The sequence below is a fragment of the Mycobacterium sp. 48b genome (assembly GCF_048282725.1).
In the GTDB taxonomy this organism is placed as follows: domain Bacteria; phylum Actinomycetota; class Actinomycetes; order Mycobacteriales; family Mycobacteriaceae; genus Mycobacterium.
This window is the reverse complement of the sequence record NZ_JBLVUL010000001.1, coordinates 5780295-5802722: the sequence shown is the minus strand read 5'-3', so window position 1 is coordinate 5802722 and position 22428 is coordinate 5780295. Positions and strand designations below refer to the sequence as shown.

Genomic DNA, 22428 nt, shown 5'->3' with positions numbered 1-22428 from the left:
CGGTCCGAATGAAGTGGGATGACGAGTGTGACGTCCTGATCGCCGGGTCCGGCGGTGGTGGTGTGGCCGGTGCCTACACCGCGGCCCGCGAAGGTCTGTCGGTGATCCTGGTGGAGGCCAGCGACAAATTCGGCGGCACCACAGCGTATTCCGGTGGCGGCGGGGTGTGGTTCCCGTGCAACCCGGTGCTCAAGCGGGCCGGCACCGACGACACCATCGAGGATGCGCTGGAGTACTACCACGCCGTCGTCGGCGACCGCACTCCGCGGGAACTGCAGGACACCTACGTGCGCGGCGGAGCCGGGCTGATCGAGTACCTCGAAGCCGACGAGAATCTGAAGTTCGCCCCGATGCCGTGGCCCGACTACTTCGGCAAGGCGCCCAAGGCCCGCGCCGACGGCCAACGCCACATCGCCGCCCGGCCGCTCAAGGTGGAGAAAGCCCCGCACCTGCGCGAGCTGGTGCGCGGCCCGCTGGACGCCGACCGGTTGGGCGCCGAGCAGCCCGATGACTACTTCATCGGCGGCCGGGCACTGATCGCCCGCTTCCTCAAGGCCATCGAGCAGTACCCGGATGCCTCGGTGCGGCGTAACACGCCGCTGGTGGAGTTGGTCGTCGAGGAGGGTGCCGTGACCGGTGCCATCGTCGAATCCGACGGCCAACGGCAGGCGATCCGGGCCCGGCGCGGCGTGCTGCTCGCCGCGGGCGGCTTCGAAGGCAACGACGAACTGCGCCGTGAATACGGTGTGCCGGGCGTCGCCCGCGACACCATGGGACCACCGGCGAACCTGGGCCGGGCGCATCAGGCGGCGATGGCCGTCGGCGCCGACGTCGACCTGATGGAGCAGGCCTGGTGGTCGCCAGGCCTGACACATCCCGACGGCCGGTCGGCCTTCGCGCTGTGGTTCACCGGCGGCATCTTCGTAGACCAGAACGGACAGCGTTTCGTCAACGAATCGGCGGCCTACGACCGGATCGGCCGCGCGATCCTGCCGCGGCTGGCCGACGGTTCGATGACGTTGCCGTACTGGATGATCTACGACGACCGGGAGGGCGAAGTCCCTCCGGTGAAGGCCACCAACGTCTCGATGGTCGACACGCAGCGCTACGTCGAGGCCGGGTTGTGGCACACCGCGGACACCCTGGAGGAGCTGGCCGCCGAGATCGGCATTCCGGCCGAGAACCTGACCGCCACCGTCCAGCGTTTCAACGGCTTCGTCGCCGCCGGGTCGGATGAGGATTTCGGTCGCGGTGACGAGGCGTACGACCGCGCGTTCTCCGGCGGCGCGTCCCCGCTTGTCGCGATCGAGAAGGGGCCCTTCCACGCCGCGGCGTTCGGCATCTCCGACCTCGGCACCAAGGGCGGATTGCGTACCGATACCGCGGCCCGGGTACTCGACGTCGACGGACAGGTGATCGCCGGTCTGTATGCCGCGGGCAACACCATGGCCGCCCCGAGCGGCACCGCGTATCCGGGCGGCGGAAATCCGATCGGCACCAGCATGCTGTTCAGCCACCTGGCGGTCAAAGACATGTTAGGCAGGAACACATGAGTGACATCCGGGAAATCGACGCCGGCGCGGAGATGACGCGGTTCGCCCGCGGCTGGCACTGCGTCGGGCTCGCTGCGACGTTCCGCGACGGGCAGCCGCACGGCATCGAGGCTTTCGGTACCAAGCTCGTCGTCTATTGCGACTCGGCCGGCGAACTGCACGTGCTCGATTCGTACTGCAGGCACATGGGCGGCGACCTGTCGATGGGGTCGGTCAAGGACGACAACCTGGCCTGCCCCTTCCATGACTGGCGCTGGGGGAGCGACGGAAAGTGCAAGCTGGTGCCGTACGCCAAGCGGACTCCGCGGCTGGCGCGCACCCGGAAGTGGCCCACAACCGAGGTCAACGGTCAGCTGCTGGTCTGGCATGACCCGGAAGGTTCCGCGCCGGCCGTCGAGCTGACCCCGCCCACGATCGAGGGCTATGACGAGGGCATCTGGTCACCGTGGCAATGGAACTCGATCCTGATCGAAGGGTCGCACTGCCGCGAGATCGTCGACAACAACGTCGACATGGCGCACTTCTTCTACATCCACCACGCCTACCCGAAGTACTTCAAGAACGTCATCGAAGGCCACACCGCCAGCCAGTTCATGGAGTCCAAGCCGCGCCCGGACTACGCCACCAGAGAACTCTGGGACGGCACCTACCTGCGTTCGGAGGCAACGTATTTCGGCCCGGCGTACATGATCAACTGGCTGCACAACGATCTCGCCCCGAACTTCACTGTCGAGATCGCGCTGATCAACTGCCACTACCCGGTGACGCACAACTCGTTCGTGCTGCAGTGGGGAGTCGCGGTCCAGCAGAATCCCGCGCTGTCGGCCGACAAGGCCGAGAAGCTCGCCGCGACCATGAGCCGGACCTTCGGCGACGGCTTCATGGAGGACGTCGAGATCTGGAAGCACAAGGCCCGGATCGACAATCCGTTGCTGACCGAGGAGGACGGTCCGGTCTACCACCATCGCCGGTGGTACGAGCAGTTCTACGTCGACGTCGCCGATGTCACGCCCGAGATGACCGACCGGTTCGAGCAGGAAGTCGACACCACGCACGCCAACGAGCTGTGGCACGAGGAGGTCGCGGCCAACCTGGCCAATCGGTAGCTGACTGCTGGTGCGAATAAGCTGACGGCCCATGGATGATCGCCAGCCGAACCGCCCGCCGCTCGATGTCGCCGCCTTGCGGCAGTCGTTGAGCGACCCCTGGCACCAACTCGATGTCGTCGACGAGACCGGATCGACCAACGCCGATCTGATCGCGCGGGCGGCCGCCGGTGAACAGATCGCCGGTGCGGTGTTGTTGGCCGAGTACCAGAACGCCGGGCGCGGCAGACACGGCAGGCAGTGGTCGGCGCCGCCACGGTCGCAGCTGGCACTGTCTGTCGGCGTCGACGCGTCAGAGGTACCCGCGGATACCTGGGGATGGCTGCCCTTGGCCACCGGCGTCGCCGTCGTCGACGCCGTCGCCGAGGTCACCGGCGTGCGGGTCGGCCTGAAATGGCCGAACGACGTCCTGGTCGGCCCGGGTGGCGGGAAACTGGCCGGAATCCTCGCCGAGGTGGCGTCGCCCGCGCCGGTCGTCGTCGTCGGGCTCGGCTTGAACGTGACGATGACCACCGACGAGGCCCCCGACCCACGCGCCACCTCACTGACGCAGCTCGGCGCCGGAACGGTGGACCGCAACCCGCTGGCTCAGGCGCTTCTGCGGCATCTGGCCGCCCGCTTCGCCGGGTGGCGCAGTTCCGATCCGAGGCTGTCCGCCGACTACCGCGCTCGCAGCGTCACCATCGGCAGCCGGGTCCGCGCGATCCTGCCCGGCGACAACGAGTTGGTGGGCACGGCCGTCGACGTCGACGAACTCGGGCGGCTGATCATCGACACCGGTGCCGAACGGGCCACGGTGTCTGCAGGCGACATCACGCACCTGCGCCCCGATGCGCCGTAGAGTGCTGCCGTGGGGTACCCGGAGAACGTGCTGGCCAACGACGAGCAGGTGGTGCTGCACCGGCACCCGCACTGGAAACGTCTGATCGGTGCGGTCCTCGTCCTGGTTCTGATCACCGCGGCGTCGGCGTTCGTCGCCGCCGTGGTCAACACCATGGACTGGCAGGCCACTGCCAAGAACGTGCTGTTCATCGTGATCGGGGCGATCTGGCTGATCGTGGTCGGCTGGCTGACGGTGTGGCCGTTCCTGAATTGGTGGACCACACACTTCGTCATCACCGACCGGCGGGTGATGTTCCGGCACGGCGTACTGACCCGTTCGGGAATCGACATCCCGCTCGCGCGGATCAACAGTGTCGAATTCCGCCACGGGCTCACCGACCGGCTGTTGCGCACCGGCACCCTGATCATCGAATCGGCATCGCAGGATCCCCTGGAATTCCACGACATTCCGCGCGTGGAACAGGTGCACTCACTGCTGTATCACGAAGTCTTCGACACCCTGGGGTCCGAAGAGTCACCGAGCTGACACGTCATTGCCGGTTTGGTGCGCACCGCGCCCGGGCAACCTCACCTTGACCGCAGCATGGCACTGTCAAGGAGGAGCCACATGAGCGCCATCGACAAGGCGAAGAACAAGGCCGAAGAGTTGGCCGGCAAGGCCAAGGAGAAGGTCGGTCAGGCAACCGGGGATACCGACACCGAGGCCGAGGGCCACAAAGATCAGGCCACGGGCAACCTGAAGCAGGCCGGCGAGAAGGTGAAGGACGCCTTCAAGAAGTAGTGCAGCCGCGATCCCGCTACTGGTGCGGGATCAGGAACTCTTGGACACCGGGTCCGAATCATCGCCCAGCTGACGCGCTTTCGCGCGTCGGCTCGGCCTGCGCAACGGCGTGACGGTCGCGGACTTGCGCTCGACGTGATCCTCGAGCGCCTCGGCGAACCCGCCGCCGGTGAGCGTGGACTCGAGCGCCAGATCGGGCTTGTCGACGAACTCGTCGGGGAACACCCAGCGGCGGAACGCCCAGAACCGGAACGCCATCTGCAGCAGATTGCCCAGGATGTAGGCCGAGATGAAGTCGGCGATGTTCTCGACCGTGAGCGAGACCTCGGGAACCCGAAGGCCCAGCACGTAGCTGGAGAAGTACAGCGGAAGCATCGACAGCATCACGCCCACGCCGCTGAACGCGAAGAACAGCAGGGCCTCGTGGTGGCGCTCGCGCCCGCCGCGGTTCTGGAAGCTCCATTCCCGGTTGAGGATGTAGGAGGCGATCACCGCGACGATGCCGGCGATGATCTTGGCGGTGACCGGCTTGGGCTCCAGCACCGTGAGTTTGAGGGTGTAGAAGATCGCCGAATCGATGACAAACGTCGTCGCGCCGACGATCGCGAACTTGATCAGCTCGTGATGCCGCTCGGCGTAGGGACGGACGAATCGCGGCAATCGAGCGATTGTCGCATCGGCGAAGGACACAGCTAGGCAGTGTACGTAAGTGCGCCGTTTGATGCCGAATCGTTGCGAAGCTCGACCTTAACCGCAGGTCAATGAGCCGGTCACAACGAGGACACCAAACCGCGCATGACACCATAGAGGGCGTGCCGACAACTCCCAAGAAGCCGTCTTCCCCCGTGAGCGGGGCATCCCCTGTGGTGGCGATGATCGGCGGCGGCCAGCTCGCGAGGATGACGCACCAGGCGGCCATCGCGCTCGGGCAGACCCTGCGGGTGCTGTCCGCCGGGCCGGATGAATCCGCCGCGCAGGTCACCCCCGACGTCGTCATCGGTTCCCACACCGACCTGGACGCGCTGCGCAAGGCGGCCGACGGCGCAACGGTGTTGACGTTCGACCACGAGCACGTGCCGACCGAGCACCTGGAGAAGCTGGTGGCCGAAGGTGTCACGGTCAACCCGCCGCCGCAGGCGCTGGTGCATGCCCAGGACAAGCTGCTCATGCGCCGCAAGCTGCACGGCATGGGTGCCCCGGTGCCGCGCTTCGCCGAGATCACCTCGGTGGCCGACGTCGAGGAATTCGTGCGGCAGATCGACGGTCCGGTGGTGATCAAGACCGTGCGCGGCGGCTATGACGGCAAGGGTGTGGTGATGGCCGACGACCTCGCTGCCGCGCGCGAGGTGGTGGCCGGATACCTGGCCGACGGAGTGGCCGTGCTGGCCGAGGAGCGCGTCGCGATGCGACGGGAGCTCGCCGCCCTGGTGGCCCGGTCGCCGTTCGGGCAGGGCGCGGCGTGGCCGGTCGTGGAAACCGTCCAGCGCGACGGCATCTGCGTGGAGGTGTATGCCCCGGCGCCCGGCCTGTCCCAGGAACTCGGTTCGGCCGCACAGGAACTCGGCCTGCGGCTGGCCAACGAGCTGGGGGTGGTCGGGGTACTCGCGGTCGAGCTGTTCGAGACGGTCGACGGCACGCTGCTGGTCAACGAGTTGGCCATGCGTCCGCACAACTCCGGGCACTGGACGATGGACGGCGCGGTCACCAGCCAGTTCGAGCAGCATCTGCGGGCGGTCCTGGACTACCCGCTGGGCGACACGTCGGCCATCGCACCTGCTGCCGTGATGGCCAACGTGCTCGGGGCGCCGCAGACGCCGACGATGTCGATGGACGAGCGGATGCACCACCTGTTCGCGCGGATTCCCGACGCGAAGGTGCACCTCTACGGCAAGGGGGAACGGCCCGGACGCAAGCTCGGGCACGTCAACATCATCGGCACCGACATGGACGAGCTTCGCGAGCGTGCGGTGCGGGCAGCGCACTGGTTGTCGCACGGCGAGTGGACCGACGGATGGGATGAACATGGTGAGTAACGCATCAGCACGGGTCGGGCTCATCATGGGCAGCGACAGTGACTGGTCGGTGATGTCCGACGCGGCCGAAGCGCTCGCCGAGTTCGAGGTGCCGTTCGAGGTCGGTGTGGTCTCCGCGCATCGCACCCCGCAACGCATGCTCGACTACGCCAAGACCGCCGCGGACCGGGGCGTCGAGGTGATCATCGCCGGAGCGGGAGGCGCCGCCCACCTGCCCGGCATGGTGGCATCTGCCACACCGCTTCCCGTCATCGGAGTCCCGGTGCCGCTGGCCCGCCTCGACGGCATGGACTCGTTGCTGTCGATCGTGCAGATGCCGGCCGGGGTGCCGGTGGCGACGGTTTCCATCGGCGGAGCGCGGAACGCGGGCTTGCTTGCCGTGCGGATCCTCGGTTCATCCGACATCACGCTGCGGGACCGCATGGTGAAATTCCAGGCCGACCTGGAGAACATGGTGCTGGCGAAAGACGCCGCATTGCGCGATCGCCTGCTGGGCGACGCCTGAGTCGCCGGCTGAGTCAATCCCCGATCAGCTCGCGAATGCGGGGTGTCAGGGATTCGACCGGTTCATCGGTCGACATCACCACGACGGCGGTGCGGCCGCCGCCGCCCCGGTAGATCGGCCAGGTCGCGGCCAGCGCCTCGGCCAGGTCCGACCGCGGGTTGGCCACATCGCCGCGCAGCCATCGGCGCAGAACATGGTTGTGTGCGGCGACCACGGCGTTGGCGAACAGTTCGGCGCGCAGGTCCGCCGTCCAATCCTCGGACCGTGCGGTTCGTAGATGCTTGGTGAACAGCCGCACATATCGCGACACCACGGCCGTTTCGAAGTCTCGGAGGGCAGGCACCGAGCGGGTGAGCCGATAGCGCGTGCGGGCGCGCTCGCCCTCGGCGAGGTAGTTCTCGAAGACCGAGGTCGTCGCCACCGCGATGACCTCGGCGGGCAGCGTTTCTGTCGGCGTCGCCGAAAGCCTCTCGTCGGCGCGGCGCAGCAGAGTCTCGTGATCGGGAAAGATCATCGCCTCTTTCGATCCGAACTGGCGAAACGCCGTGGTGCGTCCCACCCCCGCCCGTGTCGCGATGTCATCGACGCTGGTGGCCTCGTACCCCCGCTCCTCGAACAGCTCGAATGCCGCGCTCACCAGGCGCTCCCGGGTACTTGGCAGGTCGGGCATGGCTGCACCTTTCGTGGTACTGAGTGCCGATGATATGGTACTGGGTACCAAAAGTAGCAGGGCGATGTACTCGATGTGCAGTCCGCGCAACGATTGATCCAACAGAGCCAAGAGCGCAAAGCTAGGGAGAAGATCATGGCCGGCTGGGGCGGTAACCCATCTTTCGATTTGTTTCAGTTGCCCGAGGAGCACCAGGAGCTTCGTGCGGCGATCCGGGCGCTGGCGGAGAAGGAAATCGCCCCGCACGCTGCCGACGTCGACGAGAACGCGCGCTTCCCGGAGGAAGCTCTGCAGGCCCTGAATGCCTCGGGTTTCAACGCGATTCACGTGCCGGAGGAGTACGACGGTCAGGGTGCCGATTCGGTCGCGGCCTGCATCGTGATCGAGGAAGTTGCCCGGGTGGACTGCTCGGCCTCGCTGATCCCGGCGGTCAACAAGCTGGGCACGATGGGCCTGATCCTGCGCGGCTCCGACGAGCTGAAGAAGCAGGTGCTGCCGTCGCTGGCCTCCGGTGAGGCGATGGCCTCCTACGCTCTGAGTGAGCGCGAGGCGGGCAGCGACGCCGCCGGTATGCGCACCCGCGCCAAGGCCGACGGCGATGACTGGATCCTCAACGGCACCAAGTGCTGGATCACCAACGGCGGCAAGTCGACCTGGTACACCGTGATGGCGGTGACCGATCCCGAGAAGGGCGCCAACGGCATCTCGGCATTCGTCGTGCACAAGGACGACGAGGGCTTCAGCGTCGGCCCCAAGGAGCGCAAGCTCGGCATCAAGGGCAGCCCGACCACCGAGCTGTACTTCGAGAACTGTCGTATCCCGGGCGACCGGATCATCGGCGAGCCCGGCACCGGTTTCAAGACCGCACTGGCGACCCTGGATCACACCCGCCCGACGATCGGCGCGCAGGCCGTGGGTGTCGCCCAGGGCGCACTGGACGCGGCGATCGCCTACACCAAGGACCGCAAGCAGTTCGGTACTGCCATCGCCGATTTCCAGGCCGTGCAGTTCATGCTGGCCGACATGGCGATGAAGCTGGAAGCTGCGCGTCTGATGGTCTACCACGCTGCGGCGCGCGCCGAGCGTGGCGAGACCAACCTCGGGTTCATCTCGGCGGCGAGCAAGTGCTTTGCCTCCGATGTGGCCATGGAGGTCACCACCGATGCGGTGCAGCTGTTCGGTGGCGCCGGCTACACCGTGGACTTCCCGGTCGAGCGGATGATGCGTGACGCCAAGATCACCCAGATCTACGAGGGCACCAACCAGATTCAGCGCGTGGTCATGAGCCGCGCCCTGCTCAAGTAATTTCGACGCCCAGCGGCCAGTTGGCGCACGCTTTCATCGAAAGGCCGTGCGATAACTGGCCATTGGGCTTTTCGGGGCACGCTGAGCTAGCCGCGGGTGACCTTCTCCGTGGTGCGGCGCCGTTCCTGCGCGCCCGCATCGGGATTGGTCACCTGCACGAGTGATGCCCCGGCGGCGAACACCGCGATCAGATTCGCCATGAGCTCGTCGGGGGTGGCCCAGCCCGCGGTGGACAATACGCGGTCGTCGGCGGTGAAACCCTGTGTGGCCGCGGCATTCCGGGCAGCCTCCAGAACCTGCTCGACCGAGTCGCCGGCCAGGGCCGGGCCGGGCACGCGCTCGGGCACGATCTGGTCGCCGTGCACCCGCACCGCGGTGGCGTAGTCGGTGACCCCGATGGGCAGATCCGCGGCCGGCTTGCCGAACGGGTCCAGCGACAGCACCGCGACCTCGCCACCCGAAACCGCGTCGTCGGCCTCATCGAGCCGATCGCGGGTGCACAGGGCCATGTCGGCTTCCCCGTCCAGCACGACTTCGGCGCCGATCCACCAGATCCCGAACAACACCGCAGCGGTCTGCCAGTGCGCGGGCAGCAGCACCGCCACCCGCGTGCCCGGGCCCGCACCCATCTCGTCGCGCAACAGGTTGGCGGTCTTGGCGGCCCAGTTGGCCATGGTCACCGTCGACAGCTCGATCCGCTCGCCGGTGGCGTCGTCGTAGTAGGTGATCCGCGGCCCGGCGGGGTCGGCTGCCAAAAGGGGATCCAGGACCGCAGCGCTGACTGTGCTCATAGCCTCTGGTTCTACTCGAGGACGATCAGTTCACACACTTGGGATCGTCGGAACCCGCGTTGAGGATCGGCGACGGCGGTGGCGGTGGGCTCTGTTCGCCGGTATCGCTGTAGGTGTCGCCGGCCGCCGCCGGGTCCACGATGCCCGCGCCGGCCGTCGGATCCATGCCGTCGGAGCCGGGTCCGGTGTAATCGGCGGCCAGGACCACCCGCACCGCGCCGGGAGGCAGCGACGAATCTTCGTTCACCGGCAGTCCGCCGAGATCCTTCGACACCGCCTGGGCGCCGAGGTCGTCACTCTTGGCGGCCAGCACCTGGCTGGACGCCGGCGCGACACCCTCGTGGTTGCCGGTGGCGCCGGGCAGGAAGCCCTTGTTGCTCAGTACCTGTGACACCGCGGCGGCCAGGCCGTTGATGTCGGTGCCGTTGACCACCTCGACGGTGGTGTTCTCCGGCGAGTAGCTGAGTTGTTCGGTCTTGCCCTCGTCCTGGTCCTGCAGCAGGCTCGACACCCACTGGTGGACCTCGTCGGGGTCCACCCGGACCACGCTCTGCATGCCGTCGTCGCTCCAGCCGTCCTCACGAAGGATCGGGATGGTCGCGAACGCCACGCTTCCGGCCGCCAGCTTCTGCAGCTGTTCGACGAAATTCATGATGTCCCAGCCGTCGGAGATCACCACCGAGCGCTGCACGGCATCCTGCAGCCGCCCCAGCGTTCCCGGGCTGGACAGCGTCTTGCTGGAGATCACCTCATGGGCCAGCGAGGCCATCACCGACTGCTGGCGGGTCACCCGGTCGAGGTCACCGCGCGGCAGGTCATGACGTTGCCGAACGAAGCTCAGCGCCTGCGGGCCGCTGAGCTTCTGCCAGCCAGCGGGGAAATCGGCACCCGAAAGTGGTTCGTAGACAGCATCTTTGAGGCAGACATTGACGCCACCGAGGGCGTCGGTGATCAACGCGAAGCCGAGTAGTCCGATCTCGGCGTAGTGGTCGACCGTGACGCCGGTCAACGAGGCGACCGTCTGGATCAGCTCCTCGCGGGCCGCCTCGGTGGCCTTGGGCTCGGCGACGGAGGGATCTTCGCCCTCGACCTCGACGAGCTGCTTCATCCGGTCGAGCTTGACGTCCCCGAACACGCCGTTGATCTTCATCTTCCCCCAGCCCGGCGCTTCGACATACGAATCGCGGGGGATGGAGATGGCGGTGGCCGACTTCCCGTTGTTCGGGATCCGGATCAGGATGATGGTGTCGGTATTGGTCGAGACGTCGTCGCCGGCCCGCAGGGTCTCCAGCTCCTCGGCCGACAGCGGGTTGCCGTGGGCATCGGTACGACTGTCCATACCCACCAGCAGGATGTCGATCGCGCCGTCCTCACCGCCGCCGCCGAGCGCCGCGGAGCTGATGTGGTTGATGCCGGATTCGAAGGAGCGGATCTGGCTCCAGGCCACCCCGGTTCCGAGCACCACGGCCGACGCCGTGGCGACAGCGAGGGAGCGAAGGACAGGGAAAGGCACGTGCCCAGGCTACTTGCGGCTCGGACGTGAGCCGGGTAACGCAGACCGGCGTGCCAGACTCGGCGCATGGCACAACGGATTGTGATCACCGGGGGTGGCGGCATGGTCGGCCGAGTATTGGCTGATCAGGCCCGTGGCGAGGGTCGTGACGTGCTGGCCCTGAGCTCTGCGGAATGTGATATCACCAACGTTGACACGGTGCGCGGGTTCGTCGAGCCCGGCGACGTGGTGATCAACTGTGCGGCGTACACGCAGGTCGACACCGCGGAGACGGACCAGGACAGGGCCAACGCCGTCAACGCCGTCGGCCCTGGCAACCTCGCCGCGGTGTGTGCCCGGGCCGGTGCCGGCCTGGTTCACATCTCCACGGACTACGTGTTCGGCGCCTCCACGCAACGTCGCACCCCATATGAGATCGATGATCAGACCGGACCGGTCAACGTCTACGGCCGGACCAAACTGGCCGGGGAGCAGGCGGTGCTGGCCGCCAAACCCGACGCGTACGTCGTCCGAACCGCCTGGGTGTACCGCGGCGGCGACGGAACCGACTTCGTGGCGACCATGCGCCGGCTGGCGGCCGGTGACGGCGCGGTCGACGTGGTCGCCGACCAGGTCGGGTCGCCCACCTATACCGGTGACCTGGTGGCGGCGTTGCTGCAGATCGCCGACGGCGGTGTGCGGCCCGGCGTGTTGCATGCCGCCAACGCCGGGGCTGCGAGCAGGTTCGACCAGGCGCGAGAGACCTTCGCGGCCATCGGTGCCGACCCGGAGCGGGTCCGGCCCGTGGGGAGTGACCGTCACCCGCGGCCCGCGCCCCGGCCCGCCTACACGGCGCTGTCCGCGCGCCGGTCGGCCGAGGCCGGCCTGACGCCCCTGCGGGATTGGCGAGAAGCCCTGGCAGCGGCGGTTGGAAAAGAGCGCCCGTCCGGCCCGCTACCCTCTACGCCGTGACTGAGGATGCGGCCCGCCCGCTCGTCGTGGTGACGGTGACGTATTCGCCGGGGCGACATCTGGACCGTTTCCTGGCGTCGCTCGCCCTGGCCACAGACCGGCCGGTGACCGTCGTCATGGCCGACAACGGCTCGACCGACGGGGCACCCGAACAGGCGGAGAAGCGCTACCCGAACGTGCACCTGCTCCGCACCGGCAGCAACCTCGGTTACGGCAGCGCGGTCAACCGCGGCGCCGAGCGGATATCGGATGCGGAGTGCTCGGAGTTTTTTATCGTCGCCAACCCGGACGTGCAATGGGGCCCCCGCTCGATCGACATCCTGCTCGAAGCGGCCCAGCGGTGGCCGCGGGCCGGCGCACTCGGACCGTTGGTCCGTGACCCCGACGGTTCCGTCTACCCGTCGGCCCGCCATCAGCCCAGCCTGGTCCGCGGCGGCATGCACGCCGTCGTCGGCCCGTTCTGGAAATCGAATCCGTGGACCGCGGCCTACCGCCAGGACCGCCAGGAGCCCAGTGAGCGCGAGGTCGGCTGGTTGTCCGGCTCGTGCCTGCTGATGCGCCGGGCCGCGTTCGACGCCGTCGGCGGATTCGACGAGCGCTACTTCATGTATATGGAAGACGTCGACCTCGGTGACCGGATCGCCCAGGCCGGCTGGCAGAACGTCTACGTGCCGTCGGCTGAGGTGTTGCACCACAAGGGGCACTCCACGGGTCGCGATCCGGCACGCAACTTGGCCGCCCATCACCGCAGTACCTACACTTTTTTGGCTGATCGATACCCGGCGCCTTGGCAGGCGCCGTTACGGTGGACAATTCGGGCCGCGCTGGCAGCACGTGCGGGCCTGGTGGTCGGTAGTTCTCGACGTAAACAGGCGAAAGGGCACTGACGTGATCAATCCCGCGGAGGTGGACGCTGTCGTCCTCGTCGGTGGACGAGGCACCAGGCTGCGGCCGTTGACCCTCTCGGCGCCCAAGCCGATGCTGCCGACGGCCGGCGTCCCGTTCCTCACCCATCTGCTGGCGCGGATCTCCGTGGCAGGCATCAAGCACGTGGTGATGGGCACCTCGTACAAGGCCGAGGTTTTCGAGGAGGCGTTCGGCAACGGCTCCGACCTCGGACTCGAGATCGAATACGTCACCGAGACCGAGGCTCTCGGCACTGGCGGCGCCATCGCCAACGTGGCGGACAAGCTGCGCTACGACACCGCCATGGTGTTCAACGGTGACGTGCTGTCGGCCGCCGACCTCGGCGCGGTGCTGGAGTCGCATGACACCCACCAGGCCGACGTCACGCTGCACCTGGTCCGGGTCAGCGATCCCCGTGCGTTCGGCTGTGTGCCCACCGATGCCGACGGGTTCGTGACCGCCTTCCTGGAGAAGACCCAGGATCCGCCGACCGACCAGATCAATGCGGGCTGTTATGTGTTCAACCGCAACGTCATCGACCAGATCCCGCGCGGTCGTGCGCTGTCGGTGGAGCGCGAGATCTTCCCCGAGGTGCTCTCCCGCGGACTGAAGATGTGCGGGTACGTCGACGCCTCGTACTGGCGGGACATGGGCACACCGGACGATTTCGTGCGCGGATCGGCCGACCTGGTCCGGGGCATCGCACCGTCGCCGGCGCTCAACGGCCGGCGCGGCGAGTCCCTGGTCCACGAAGGTGCGGCGGTTGCGCCGGGCGCCTTGTTGATCGGCGGCACCGTGGTGGGCCGCGGAGCCGAGATCGGTGCGGGCGCACGTCTCGACGGTGCGGTGATCTTCGACGGCGTGCGCGTGGAAGCCGGTGCGGTGATCGAACGTTCGATCATCGGCTTCGGAGCCCGCATCGGCCCGCGGGCGCTGATCCGCGACGGCGTGATCGGCGACGGGGCCGACATCGGTGCCCGCTGCGAACTGTTGCGCGGTGCCAGGGTCTGGCCGGGGGTGGCCATTCCCGACGGCGGTATCCGGTACTCGACCGACGTCTGAGGTCGCGCCGTCCCGGCGCTGAGAAAGTGTGTTTGCCGGGCCTTCCTGAGCCTTACGATTTGATGGGCGAAAGGGGAGGGCGATGTTCGACGGGTTGATCAACGGACTACGGCGCAACGCATTGGCGTCGATCGCGGCGGCGACGGTGTTGGGGACGCTTTTTGGGCTCACCGCACCTCCGGCAGCGGCTTGGCCGGTGCCGCTGACCGCGGAGGACACCACCTATCTCAAGGCCACACGCGGAGTCTTTCCGGGTGATGACGACCAGTTGCTGCTGGTGGGCCGCGAGATGTGCCGCCTGCTCTACACGGGGACACCGGCGCAGGCGGTGATCGACCAGATGTCCGGCCAGTACGCGGCCACACCGCAGCAGACCGCGGTTGCGTTGCGGGCTGCCCGCCGGGCGTACTGTACGCAAGCCCCGGGCTAGGCGCCGACCATCTCCCGGCTTCGGTCCCAGAGTTGTTGTGCCAGAACAGGATCGTTGGCCTGCCTGTTCGGCCGACCGGGCTTGCGCCGGGCGTAGTACTGCCCGGAGGTCCAGTCGGTGCCCGGCGTCGACGTGGCGAGCCACACCAACTGATCTGCCCCCTTGTCCGGGCTGATCAGGATGAGCTTCTTCAGCGGTGTGCGGTAGAGGAGTTCCAGCGCCGGGTTGTTGGCCTCCGCGCCGAAGTTCGAGGCCACCGAGCCCGGGTGGAACGCCGCCGTGGAGATCCCATCCGAGTGGTGGCGGCGGTGCAGTTCCTTGGTGAACAGGATGTTGGCCAGTTTCGCGTCGCCGTAGGCCTTCTGCGCCTTGAACCCGCGTTCATGGTTCAGGTCGGTGATGTCGATGTGGCCGAACAGTCGGTTGCCGACGCTGGAGGTGTTGATCACCGATGCCTGGGCCTCGATCAGGCGATCCAGCAGCAGGGTGGTCAGCAGGAACGGGGCTAGGTGGTTGACCTGGAAGGTCTTCTCGAACCCGTCGACGGTCTCCTGCCGGGTTCGGTCCAGGAGGCCGCCGGCGTTGTTGGCCAGCACGTCGATGCGCGGATACCGGTCCAGCAGTTGGGTGGCCAGGTCTCGGACCTGGCCGAGTTCGGCGAAGTCGGCAACGAAGTGGTCGGCGCCGAGCGCACCGGCCACCGCCGCGGTCTTGGCGGGCGAGCGGCCCACCACCACGACATTGTCGCCGCGCCTGCTCAACTGGCGGGCGGCTGCGGCGCCGACGCCGTCGCTGGCGCCGGTGATGACGATGGTCCTGTGGTCCGGGTTCACCGGGCCAGACTAGACGGCACCGGTGACAGAGTCGGCGAGTTGTCGAAGGCCGAAGTCGGTGCCATCGGGCAGCGCATCCAGCGGCCACCAGCGTAGGTCCAAAGACTCGTCGCTGCGAGCGATCTCGGCGCCCGCCGGGGCCCGCACCACGAACTGCATGTCGAGGTGGCGGGTCGGCACTCCCAGTGAGCAGGTCACCGGATGCACGTGCAGCGCCGCCAGTTGCGGGTCGATGGTCAGGCCGGTGATGCCGGACTCCTCGGTGGCCTCGCGCAGCGCGGCCGAACGCATGTCGGCATCCGATTCCTCACAGTGCCCGCCGAGCTGCAACCAGCGGCCGAAGCGTGGATGCAGTGTGAGCAGTGTCTGCGTTCCGGTGTGGTCGACGACCAGTGCAGAAGCGGTGATGTGGCCGGGGACGCAGGCGCGCAGGCAGGCATCGGGACGGGCGGCCAGAAACGACAGCACCGCGTGCCGCAGTGTGTCCTGACCGGGATCGGCTGTCTGCCAACGCGTCAGCATCTCGACGGCGGAGGCATGTAGGCTCTCGGCGCTCACTTGACGACCAGCAGGCCGTCGGTGGGCACCGGGTCGCGCGGCGGCTGCGGATCGGCCGCGTGTCCGATCGCGATGGCGCCCAACGGCTCCCAGTCCGCGGGAAGGTCGAGCTCGGCACGCACCAGATCGCCGGCGAAGATCGTCGAGCCGATCCAGCAGCTGCCCACCTCGCGCACCGCCAGTGCCACCAGCAGGGCTTGCACCGCGGCACCCACAGCAACGGTGAACATGGTGTGCTCGGCCTGGGTGCGGTCCGCGTCCGGATAGCTGTGGGCGCCGTCGGGAACCAGGAACGGAATCACCAGTTCCGGGGCGTCATACAGGATCTGGCCGCGGTTCACGCGGCGCTCGACAGACCCGGGGTCTCGGCCGTCGGCGGTCAGATCGGCCCGCCACTTGTCCTTCATCCGGTCCAGCAGCCGGACCCGGGTGGCGCTGTCCTGCACCCACACGAAGCGCACCGGGCGGGTGTGGTGCGGGGCGGGCGCCGTGAGCGCCTCGCTGACGGCGGCTTCGATGAGCGCGTGGTCGACGGGCTCGTCGGAGAACGCGCGCACCGAGCGGCGCAGCAGCTGAGCCTGGCTGCGTCCCAGCTCGATCGACTCGGCGGTTCCGAGCCAGAACAGATCGTCCTCGCCGGAGCGCAGCAGCGTGGCCGCGTTCGACCCGTCGTCGGTCAGCTCCAGCCCGCGCACGACGGCGACCGGGATCGCGGTGAGCTTGCCCTTCACCAGATCCGCTGCCGCCGCGATCTCGTCGGCCACGGCCACCTCGGTGACCAACAGCTCGTTGCCGTGCCGGTCGCGGGCCCCGGCGTAGCCGTGCAGGACGGTGAGCCCGGAGGCGCCGATCGCGAAATCGGCCTGGCCGTTGCGCCACGCGCGGCCCATGGTGTCGGTGATCACGATGCCGACGGTGACGCCGAGTTGCTCACGCAGGCCGGCCCGTAGCGTCCGCGCGCTGCCGTCGGGATCGACTGGCAGCAGCGCCAACTCGTTCGAGTCGACGTTGGAGCCGTCGACGCCGGCGGCGGCCTGGACCAGCCCGATGGCGTTCTCGGTGATCAGCGTCCGGCCCTTGCGGGCCAAAACGCGAACCGCCTCACTGTCTATCAGCTTGCGCCGCAGGGTATCCCGCTCTTCCGGATCGGAAGGAGCGGTGACGATGCGGCCCTCGCACTTGGAGAGGACCTTACTGGTGACCACCAGTACATCACCGTCGCGCAGCCAAGGTGCCGCTTCGGCGAGAATGGTGGCCAGGTCATCTCCGGGCCGGAACTCGGGAAGCCCTGGTACCGGCAGAATCTCGACCCGGCCGGCCGACCCGTGCTCGGTGTTCGCATCGGTGGTCACAACTGGACTCCGGCGAGATCCAGGCCGGCACGCACCATCTCGGCGGTGGTGGCCGGGTCTGTCATCAGCAGTGGCACGGCGCGCACCCGCACGCCCTCGATCTCGGCGTCATCGCCTTCGTGCACCAACCAGCCGTCCAGGATTCCGGTACCCGACCGGGCGCCGAAGTGCTGACCGACGGCCTGTGAGGTGGATTCCACGCCGATGATGGAAAGGCACTCATCTGCCATGCCGCGCAACGGCTTTCCGTTGATGATCGGGGAATAGCCGACCACCGGTGCCTCGGTCGAGCGCAGCGCGCCCCGGACTCCCGGGATCTGCAGGATCGGTCCGATGCTCACGACCGGATTTGACGGCGCCAGCAACACCACGTCGGCATCGGCGATCGCCTCGGCGACGCCCGGCGCGGCGGTTGCCTGTTCCGCACCGACGAACGCAAAGCTGTGCGAGGGCACCTGCGCGCGGTGGCGCACCCACCACTCCTGAAAATGGATGGCCCGTCGTTCGCCGTCGGCGGGGTCGGTGATCACCACATGGGTCTCGCTGCGGTCGTCGGTGACGGGCAACAGCTGCGCCCCCGGTGACCAGCGCTTACACAGCGCCTCGGTGACCTGCGACAGCGGGTAGCCGGCGCGCAGCATCTGGGTGCGGACCAGATGGGTGGCGAGGTCGCGGTCGCCCAGGCCGAACCAGTCGGGTTGCACTCCGTATGCGGCCAGCTCTTCCTTGGCGTGCCAGGTCTCATCCTTGTGTCCCCAGCCGCGCGCGGGGTCGATACCGCCACCGAGGGTGTACATGCAGGTGTCGAGGTCCGGACAGATCCGTACGCCGTGCATCCATGCGTCGTCACCGACGTTCACGATCGCGGTGAGTTCATGCTTGCTGTCGCCCCCGGCAAACTGGCCCAGGCCCAACAGGTGCTGCACTCCCAGCAAAAACCGGGCGCCTCCGACGCCCCCGACCAGAACGGTGATCTTCACAACGTCCGACCCTAGGCGTTCAGAGCGTGCGGATGGAAACGACGTCGTCACGGGCAGGACACGCCGATGTCGCGACGCGCCGATTTGACATTACGAGATGGTATGAATTCGCGCCCTGGCGCTTGACCCTGGCAGCTAACACGTGTGTAATCACAGATGTGTCATTTCCCGGTCGGTGACTGATTCCGGTGTCGCAGACCGAGATTCGATCATTTGTTCGAATGGGGTGACCGCATATCGCAATAGTGGGGCTCCACTTAGGATCTACGAGACCGAGTGAGGAGGCGGGGGATAATGTCTTATGAGAGCGGCGATTTCGATCGTGTGGTCCGGTTCGACAACCGGCTACTCGGCTCACTGGACAACGCACCGCACATCAATGCGGCACCGGCACCGATGGGGGAGGCTGGACGCCCTCAGCTGAGTTTGGTGCCCGAACACATTGATGTTGATCCGGAAGCCGAAGACGACCAATGGCAGGAACGTGCGCTGTGTGCACAGACCGACCCGGAGGCGTTCTTCCCGGAGAAGGGTGGGTCTACCCGCGAGGCCAAGCGCATCTGCCTTGGTTGCGAAGTTAAAGACGCCTGCCTGGAGTACGCGCTCGCGCACGATGAGCGTTTTGGTATTTGGGGAGGCCTGTCCGAACGGGAGCGTCGCCGGCTCAAGCGCGGCATCATCTGACGCTCCAGCTCGACGGAGCGCTCACCGCAGGGTGTGGCGCTCGGTGTCAGTCGTCGTCGATCGTCGGGTCGATGACGGACGGCTCAACTCCCAGATAGGTGGCCACTTGGGCCACCAGGATTTCATGCAGCAAGTCAGCAAGCTCATCGGATCCTTTGACCCGGCGCTCGATGGGCTTGCGGAACAAGACAATTCGAGCCCGGGTCGCATTTCCTCTGACGTCGACCCCGGCAGGTATCAGCCGCGCCAAAGCGATCGGTCCATCGGCGATGACCTCGGGTGGCCATTGCACACTGTCCGGATCTTTCGGAGACATCCGCGGAATCTCGTCGACGGCGACATCGAGTTCTCTCAAGCGCGACGCCCACCGACGTTCGATCGGCTCGTAGGCCTCCAACACCGCCATGTCGAACCGCTCGGCCCGGCTACGCCAGCCGGGAACCGAGCGTGGAAGCAGCGGCCCGCGCATATCGCGGCCGCGGCGCGATCGCCATGGGTTCCGCTGGGCCACGGCGATGATCGTAACGGTTCGGGATCGGGGCCCCCACGGCCGCGTGTCCGGCGGCGCACAGCGATCGTCCAAAGTAATCTCTGGAGCGTGAATGTTCCCCGTCGCTGCTGCCGGCCCGGGTGCCCGCACTATGCCGTGGCGACGCTGACTTTTGTCTACTCCGACTCCACGGCGGTAGTCGGACCCCTGGCCACGGTGTCTGAGCCTCATTCCTGGGATTTGTGTGTCGGCCACGCCGGCCGTATCACCGCACCGCGCGGTTGGGAGCTGGTCCGCCACGCCGGGCCGCTGCCCACTCATCCCGATGAAGACGATCTGGTGGCGTTGGCCGATGCGGTCCGCGAAGGCCAGCCCGGTGCCGTTTCCCGGGGTGGAGTGGTGGCCGGATTCTCCGATCCCGCCACCGGTCTGGGCGCCAGTGCGGTGATGGCTCCGCAGGCGCGCCCGGCTGAGACCAACGGACGTCGCCGCGGACACCTGCGGGTGCTGCCCGATCCCACCGATTGACCCTGAACAGACGACGACCGGCCCAAGAGTAGTGAACGTGTCGACGCGGCCCGACGGTTAGGCTGGCGCCAACGATTCCGTTTCACAAGGAGCTATATGTCTAGGCCAGCGGCGGCTGTTCACGATGTCATCAAGGCCTATGACGTCAGAGGTCTGGTCGGCAGTCAGATCGACGAGGCCTTCGTGGCCGAGGTCGGCGGGGCGTTCGCTCGCCTGGTGCGCGGCGAAGGCGCCACGCAGGTCGTGATCGGCTACGACATGCGGGCCAGTTCGCCGACCCTGTCATCCGCGTTCGCCGAAGGTGTCACGGCACAGGGCCTGGATGTGGTCCGCATCGGCCTGGCCTCCACCGATCAGCTGTACTTCGCGTCGGGCCTGCTGGACTGTCCCGGGGCGATGTTCACGGCGAGTCACAACCCCGCGGCCTACAACGGGATCAAACTGTGCCGCGCCGGGGCCAAGCCCGTGGGCAAGGACACCGGACTGTCGGTCATTTCCGACGAGGTGATCGCGGGAGTGCCGGCCCACGACGGCCCCGCCGGGACCGTCTCCGATCGCGATGTGCTGGCCGACTACGGCAACTTCCTCCGCTCCCTGGTCGATCTCAGCGCGCTGCGGCCGCTGCGCATCGCGGTCGACGCGGGCAACGGCATGGCCGGCCACACCACGCCCGCGGTTCTCGGACCGATCCCGGGCGTCACCGTGCTCCCGCTGTTCTTCGAACTCGACGGCAGCTTCCCGAATCACGAGGCCAACCCGCTGAATCCGGCCAACCTCGTCGACCTGCAGGCCCACGTGCTCGCCACCGGTGCCGACATCGGCCTGGCGTTCGACGGTGACGCCGACCGCTGCTTCGTGGTCGACGAACTCGGGCGCCCGGTGTCGCCGTCGGCGGTGACGGCGCTGGTCGCCGCCCGTGAACTCAAGCGGGAGATCGGTGCGACGGTGATCCACAACCTGATCACCTCACGCGCCGTTCCGGAGTTGGTGGTCGAGCGTGGCGGCACGCCCGTGCGGTCCAGGGTCGGGCACTCCTACATCAAGGCCCTGATGGCCGAGACCGGTGCCATCTTCGGCGGGGAACACTCGGCGCACTACTACTTCCGTGACTTCTGGGGCGCCGACTCCGGCATGCTCGCGGCCCTGCACGTGCTGGCCGCACTGGGTGAGCAGGACCGCCCGCTGTCCGATTTCATGGCCGACTACCAGCGGTACGAGGCCTCCGGCGAGATCAACTTCACCGTCAGCGACGCCCCGGCATGCGTGGAGGCCGTGCTGAAATCCTTCGGCAGCTCGATCCAGTCCATCGACCACCTCGACGGAGTGACGGTCGACCTCGGTGACGGCAGTTGGTTCAACCTGCGCACGTCGAACACCGAGCCACTGCTGCGGCTGAACGTGGAAGCGCGCACGGCCGAAGACGTCGCTGCACTCGTCGACAGAGTTTCGGTGGAGATCCGTGGGGTGAGCGAGCCGGTGCCGTGAACGCCGTGGACGCCACGGTTGATCTAGACGACGGAGACGGACTGCTCGCAGCCGATCGCAACGGTCTGCTGCGGGCGGCGGCCATGGCGGGCGCCCAGGTTCGGGCCACCGCTGCGGCGTTGGCGGAGGGCCTGCTGGATCCGCTGCGCGCCGATCACCCACCGCGCACGGTGATTTGGGTTGCCGGGCGGGGTACCGCCGAGAACGCCGGGGCCATGCTGGCCGCCGCGCTCGGCGCGTCGATCTCGGCGCCGATCGTCGTGGCCGCCGAGACGCCGCCGTGGCTGGGGGCCCTGGACGTGCTGATCGTGGCCGGGGACGACCCGGGTGATCCGGCCCTGGTGAACGCGGCGGCCACCGGCGTGCGCCGCGGCGCACGGGTGCTGATCGTGGCCCCCCACGAGGGGCCGTTGCGCGACATCGCGGCTGGGCGCGCGGTGGTGCTGGCGCCGCGGTTGTGGGTGCCCGACGACTTCGGGCTGACCCGGTATCTGGCCGCAGGCCTGGCCGCGTTGCACGTTGTGGATCCGGGGATGCGCGTGGATCTGTCCGCGCTGGCCGACGAACTCGACGCCGAGGCGCTGCGCAACAGCGCCGGGCGAGAACTGTTCACCAACCCGGCCAAGACGTTGGCCGAGCGGATGTCGGACAGCGCGGTCGTGCTGGCCGGCGACAATCCGGCCACCCTGGCACTGGCCCGGCACGGGGCGGCCGTGATGCTGCGCCTGGCCGGGGAAGTGGTGGCTGCCGCCGGACTGGCTGACGTGCTCGCCGCGATTGGCAGTGGGGCGGTAGGGCCGCCCGCCGCCCGGTCGCTGTTCCATGACGAGGAGATCGACGGACCGCTGCCACGCCGCATGCGTACGTTCGCGTTGATCACCGACACCGAACGACAAGCGGTGGGAGTACGTGTCAGCGGCTTCGACGACATCGCGGTGATCGGTGCCGAGGATGTACCGGAGTCGGCAGGTAGCACCCTGCCGATCGGGCGCCCGGAACAACAACTGGCGATTCTGGCTGTCCGTGTGGAGATGACGGCCGTATATTTGAAACTGGTTCGAGGATAAGA

Annotated in this window: 25 protein-coding genes; 16 read left to right on the top strand and 9 right to left on the bottom strand. The window is 67.7% G+C overall.

What is annotated here, in order from left to right:
• Nucleotides 1–8 precede the first annotated feature (8 nt).
• The 5 genes from ACNQR1_RS28305 (at nucleotide 9) to ACNQR1_RS28285 (ending at nucleotide 4283) form a co-directional block, all read left to right on the top strand.
• The gene (locus ACNQR1_RS28305; protein ID WP_418048907.1) at nucleotides 9–1553 is read left to right on the top strand and encodes an FAD-binding protein; all 1545 of its coding nucleotides are present in this window, start codon (nucleotides 9–11) and stop codon (nucleotides 1551–1553) included.
• Nucleotides 1550–2659 carry a Rieske 2Fe-2S domain-containing protein gene (locus ACNQR1_RS28300; protein WP_418048906.1) on the top strand — a complete coding sequence of 370 codons (1110 nt, stop codon included), beginning with the start codon at nucleotides 1550–1552 and terminating at the stop codon, nucleotides 2657–2659. Before ACNQR1_RS28305 ends, ACNQR1_RS28300 begins: the two co-directional genes overlap by 4 nt.
• 31 nt (nucleotides 2660–2690) lie before the next feature.
• On the top strand, nucleotides 2691–3500 hold the full coding sequence (locus ACNQR1_RS28295) for a biotin--[acetyl-CoA-carboxylase] ligase (protein WP_418048905.1): 810 nt from the start codon (nucleotides 2691–2693) through the stop codon (nucleotides 3498–3500).
• A gap of 9 nt (nucleotides 3501–3509) precedes the next feature.
• A complete protein-coding gene (locus ACNQR1_RS28290) occupies nucleotides 3510–4028 on the top strand; it encodes a PH domain-containing protein (RefSeq protein WP_418048904.1) in 519 nt (172 codons plus the stop codon).
• Between the two features lie 81 nt (nucleotides 4029–4109).
• Nucleotides 4110–4283 carry a CsbD family protein gene (locus ACNQR1_RS28285; RefSeq protein ID WP_418048903.1) on the top strand — a complete coding sequence of 58 codons (174 nt, stop codon included), beginning with the start codon at nucleotides 4110–4112 and terminating at the stop codon, nucleotides 4281–4283.
• 30 nt (nucleotides 4284–4313) lie between these two features.
• Here ACNQR1_RS28285 and ACNQR1_RS28280 read toward each other — a convergent pair whose 3' ends face one another.
• Nucleotides 4314–4973 (bottom strand): GtrA family protein, encoded by a 660-nt coding sequence (locus ACNQR1_RS28280; protein WP_418048902.1) that lies wholly within the window; start codon nucleotides 4971–4973, stop codon nucleotides 4314–4316.
• Nucleotides 4974–5044: 71 nt separating this feature from the next.
• Between ACNQR1_RS28280 and ACNQR1_RS28275 the strand changes: the two genes are divergently transcribed.
• Together ACNQR1_RS28275 and purE are read left to right on the top strand one after the other, a co-directional pair.
• Nucleotides 5045–6316, top strand: coding sequence for a 5-(carboxyamino)imidazole ribonucleotide synthase (locus ACNQR1_RS28275; protein WP_418048901.1), 1272 nt, complete (start codon nucleotides 5045–5047; stop codon nucleotides 6314–6316).
• Nucleotides 6309–6821 carry a 5-(carboxyamino)imidazole ribonucleotide mutase gene (gene purE, locus ACNQR1_RS28270; RefSeq protein WP_418048900.1) on the top strand — a complete coding sequence of 171 codons (513 nt, stop codon included), beginning with the start codon at nucleotides 6309–6311 and terminating at the stop codon, nucleotides 6819–6821. Before ACNQR1_RS28275 ends, purE begins: the two co-directional genes overlap by 8 nt.
• A 13-nt stretch (nucleotides 6822–6834) precedes the next feature.
• Here purE and ACNQR1_RS28265 read toward each other — a convergent pair whose 3' ends face one another.
• Entirely contained in the window at nucleotides 6835–7491 is a 657-nt protein-coding gene (locus tag ACNQR1_RS28265; RefSeq protein ID WP_418048899.1) for a TetR/AcrR family transcriptional regulator, read from the bottom strand.
• Nucleotides 7492–7626: 135 nt separating this feature from the next.
• On the opposite strand from ACNQR1_RS28265, the gene ACNQR1_RS28260 reads away from it, so the two are divergent.
• The gene (locus ACNQR1_RS28260) at nucleotides 7627–8796 is read left to right on the top strand and encodes an acyl-CoA dehydrogenase (protein ID WP_418048898.1); all 1170 of its coding nucleotides are present in this window, start codon (nucleotides 7627–7629) and stop codon (nucleotides 8794–8796) included.
• An 86-nt stretch (nucleotides 8797–8882) separates the two neighbouring features.
• Here the strand turns inward: ACNQR1_RS28260 and ACNQR1_RS28255 are convergent, their stop codons facing one another.
• Nucleotides 8883–9587 (bottom strand): TIGR03089 family protein, encoded by a 705-nt coding sequence (locus ACNQR1_RS28255; protein ID WP_418048897.1) that lies wholly within the window; start codon nucleotides 9585–9587, stop codon nucleotides 8883–8885.
• 25 nt (nucleotides 9588–9612) lie between these two features.
• Nucleotides 9613–11100: an LCP family protein gene (locus tag ACNQR1_RS28250; RefSeq protein WP_418048896.1), complete on the bottom strand. Its 1488-nt coding sequence runs from the start codon at nucleotides 11098–11100 to the stop codon at nucleotides 9613–9615.
• A gap of 66 nt (nucleotides 11101–11166) precedes the next feature.
• On the opposite strand from ACNQR1_RS28250, the gene rfbD reads away from it, so the two are divergent.
• The 4 genes from rfbD (at nucleotide 11167) to ACNQR1_RS28230 (ending at nucleotide 14449) form a co-directional block, all read left to right on the top strand.
• On the top strand, nucleotides 11167–12051 hold the full coding sequence (rfbD, locus tag ACNQR1_RS28245; protein WP_418048895.1) for a dTDP-4-dehydrorhamnose reductase: 885 nt from the start codon (nucleotides 11167–11169) through the stop codon (nucleotides 12049–12051).
• Nucleotides 12048–12938, top strand: a complete 891-nt coding sequence (locus ACNQR1_RS28240) for a glycosyltransferase family 2 protein (RefSeq protein WP_418048894.1) — start codon at nucleotides 12048–12050, stop codon at nucleotides 12936–12938. The genes rfbD and ACNQR1_RS28240 overlap by 4 nt, the downstream gene beginning before the upstream one ends.
• A 1-nt stretch (nucleotide 12939) precedes the next feature.
• Nucleotides 12940–14019 (top strand): NDP-sugar synthase, encoded by a 1080-nt coding sequence (locus ACNQR1_RS28235; protein ID WP_273732691.1) that lies wholly within the window; start codon nucleotides 12940–12942, stop codon nucleotides 14017–14019.
• Nucleotides 14020–14101: 82 nt separating this feature from the next.
• Entirely contained in the window at nucleotides 14102–14449 is a 348-nt protein-coding gene (locus ACNQR1_RS28230) for a DUF732 domain-containing protein (RefSeq protein WP_418048893.1), read from the top strand.
• On the opposite strand, the gene ACNQR1_RS28225 is transcribed toward ACNQR1_RS28230, so the two are convergent.
• From ACNQR1_RS28225 to cofD, 4 genes are read right to left on the bottom strand one after another with little or no spacing between them, the layout of a single operon-like run.
• The gene (locus ACNQR1_RS28225) at nucleotides 14446–15282 is read right to left on the bottom strand and encodes an SDR family NAD(P)-dependent oxidoreductase (protein ID WP_418048892.1); all 837 of its coding nucleotides are present in this window, start codon (nucleotides 15280–15282) and stop codon (nucleotides 14446–14448) included. The genes ACNQR1_RS28230 and ACNQR1_RS28225 overlap by 4 nt on opposite strands.
• A 9-nt stretch (nucleotides 15283–15291) precedes the next feature.
• The gene (locus ACNQR1_RS28220; protein ID WP_418050540.1) at nucleotides 15292–15804 is read right to left on the bottom strand and encodes an NUDIX hydrolase; all 513 of its coding nucleotides are present in this window, start codon (nucleotides 15802–15804) and stop codon (nucleotides 15292–15294) included.
• 32 nt (nucleotides 15805–15836) lie between these two features.
• Nucleotides 15837–17192, bottom strand: coding sequence for a coenzyme F420-0:L-glutamate ligase (locus ACNQR1_RS28215; protein ID WP_418048891.1), 1356 nt, complete (start codon nucleotides 17190–17192; stop codon nucleotides 15837–15839).
• On the bottom strand, nucleotides 17189–18172 hold the full coding sequence (gene cofD, locus ACNQR1_RS28210) for a 2-phospho-L-lactate transferase (RefSeq protein WP_418048890.1): 984 nt from the start codon (nucleotides 18170–18172) through the stop codon (nucleotides 17189–17191). The genes ACNQR1_RS28215 and cofD overlap by 4 nt, the downstream gene beginning before the upstream one ends.
• 396 nt (nucleotides 18173–18568) lie before the next feature.
• Between cofD and ACNQR1_RS28205 the strand changes: the two genes are divergently transcribed.
• On the top strand, nucleotides 18569–18856 hold the full coding sequence (locus ACNQR1_RS28205; RefSeq protein ID WP_273733430.1) for a WhiB family transcriptional regulator: 288 nt from the start codon (nucleotides 18569–18571) through the stop codon (nucleotides 18854–18856).
• A gap of 46 nt (nucleotides 18857–18902) precedes the next feature.
• Here ACNQR1_RS28205 and ACNQR1_RS28200 read toward each other — a convergent pair whose 3' ends face one another.
• Entirely contained in the window at nucleotides 18903–19325 is a 423-nt protein-coding gene (locus ACNQR1_RS28200; protein ID WP_036388738.1) for a metallopeptidase family protein, read from the bottom strand.
• A 129-nt stretch (nucleotides 19326–19454) separates the two neighbouring features.
• On the opposite strand from ACNQR1_RS28200, the gene ACNQR1_RS28195 reads away from it, so the two are divergent.
• From ACNQR1_RS28195 to ACNQR1_RS28185, 3 genes are all read left to right on the top strand, one after another.
• Complete coding sequence (locus ACNQR1_RS28195) at nucleotides 19455–19874, top strand: DUF3499 domain-containing protein (protein ID WP_418048889.1); 420 nt, start codon at nucleotides 19455–19457, stop codon at nucleotides 19872–19874.
• A gap of 96 nt (nucleotides 19875–19970) precedes the next feature.
• A complete protein-coding gene (locus ACNQR1_RS28190; protein WP_418048888.1) occupies nucleotides 19971–21359 on the top strand; it encodes a phosphomannomutase/phosphoglucomutase in 1389 nt (462 codons plus the stop codon).
• Nucleotides 21356–22426 (top strand): TobH protein, encoded by a 1071-nt coding sequence (locus tag ACNQR1_RS28185; RefSeq protein ID WP_418048887.1) that lies wholly within the window; start codon nucleotides 21356–21358, stop codon nucleotides 22424–22426. Before ACNQR1_RS28190 ends, ACNQR1_RS28185 begins: the two co-directional genes overlap by 4 nt.
• The last annotated feature ends 2 nt before the right edge of the window (nucleotides 22427–22428 follow it).